Genomic DNA, 1,601 nt, shown 5'->3' with positions numbered 1-1,601 from the left:
CCAGTAGGTGATTTGTTGGGTGAGGAGGCTGTTGGTGTTGTCGTGGTGGCCGAGGAGGTCGTTTTGCCAGAGGGTGTAGTCGGCGTAGTGGACGGGGAGGGGGGTCCAGGTGGGTGGGGTGTGGTGGGTGCGTGCGGTGTAGGCGTGGGTGAGGTCGGTTGCGAGGGGGTTGAGTGACCAGCCGTCGCCGGCGATGTGGTGGAGGGTGAGGAGGAGGATGTGTTCGTGGGGTGTGAGGGCGAAGAGGTGGGCGCGCAGGGGGTGTTCGGTGTCGAGGTGGAAGGGGTGGCGGGCGGCGGTGGTGAGTTGGGTGGGTAGTTGTTGTGGGGTGGTGTGGGTGAGGGGGAGGGGTGTTGCGGTGGGCTGGGGTTGGTGGATGTGTTGGGTGGGTGTGCCGGTGGTTTGGGGGTAGGTGGTGCGGAGGCTTTCGTGGCGGGTGATGACGTCGGTGAGGGCTTGGTGGAGTGCGGTGTGGTTGAGGTGGCCGGTGAGGCGGAGGGCGAGGGGGATGTTGTAGGTGGGGCTGGGGCCTTCGAGTTGGTGGAGGAACCAGAGGCGGCGTTGGGCGTAGGAGAGGGGTAGGGGGTTTGGGCGGGGGCGGGGGGTGAGTGGGGGGCGGGTGGGGTTGTGGTGGTTGAGGTGGTGGGTGAGGCGGGCTGGGGTGCTGGCTTCGAAGATGGTGCGGATGGTTGTTTCGGTGTTGAAGGTGGTGCGGATGCGGGCGGTGAGGCGGGTGGCGAGGAGGGAGTGGCCGCCGAGGTCGAAGAAGTCGTCGTCGGGGTTGATGTGGGGCAGGCCGAGGGTTTGGGCGAAGAGGTCGCACAGGATGTGTTCTTGGGGGGTGCGTGGGGGGCGGGTGGTGGTGTTGGTGGGGGTGGGGGTGGGGGTGGGTGTGGGGAGGGCGGTGCGGTCGAGTTTGCCGTTGGGGGTGAGGGGGAGGGTGGTGAGGGGGATGATGTGTGTGGGGAGCATGTAGTCGGGGAGGTGGTGGGTGAGGTAGGTGCGCAGGGTGTGGGGGTCGGGTGTGGTGTGGGGGGTGGGTATGACGTAGGCGGTCAGGCGTGTCTCGCCGGTGTGGTCTGTGTGGGCGAGGACGGTGGCTTGGGTGATGTGGGGGTGGTGGGTGAGGGCTGTTTCGATTTCGCCGGGTTCGATGCGGTGGCCGCGGATTTTGAGTTGGTCGTCGGCGCGGCCGTGGAATTCGAGGTGGCCTTGGGGTGTCCAGCGGGCGAGGTCGCCGGTGCGGTACATGCGGTCGCCGGGGTGTCCGTAGGGGTCGGCGGTGAAGCGTTGGGCGGTCAGGGCGGGGCGGTGCAGGTAGCCGCGGGCGAGGCCGGGGGTGTTGGTGTAGAGCTCGCCGGTGGTGCCGGGGGGGACGGGGCGCAGGGCGTCGTCGAGGAGGTAGACGCGGACGTTGTCGATGGGGCGGCCCAGGGGGGCGGTGGGGGGCCAGTGGGCGGGGTCGGCGGGCAGGGTGTGGGCGGTGAGGACCTGGGCTTCGGTGGGTCCGTAGTGGTTGTGCAGACGCCGGGGGGTGTGCTGGTGGAAGGCGCGGAGCTGGCGGCTGAGGGTGAGTGCCTCGCCGGCCTGGGCGATCTCGG

General features: G+C 69.1%; 1 protein-coding gene. It reads right to left on the bottom strand.

From position 1 onward, the window contains the following. A partial coding sequence (locus AQJ58_RS40130) for a condensation domain-containing protein (RefSeq protein ID WP_159056431.1) occupies positions 1 to 1,601 on the bottom strand: 1,601 nt, incomplete at both ends.

Origin of the sequence: Streptomyces sp. DSM 15324 (assembly GCF_001514285.1) — a bacterium.
Classification (GTDB): Bacteria; Actinomycetota; Actinomycetes; order Streptomycetales; family Streptomycetaceae; genus Streptomyces.
This window is presented reverse-complemented; position numbering and strand designations above follow the sequence as displayed.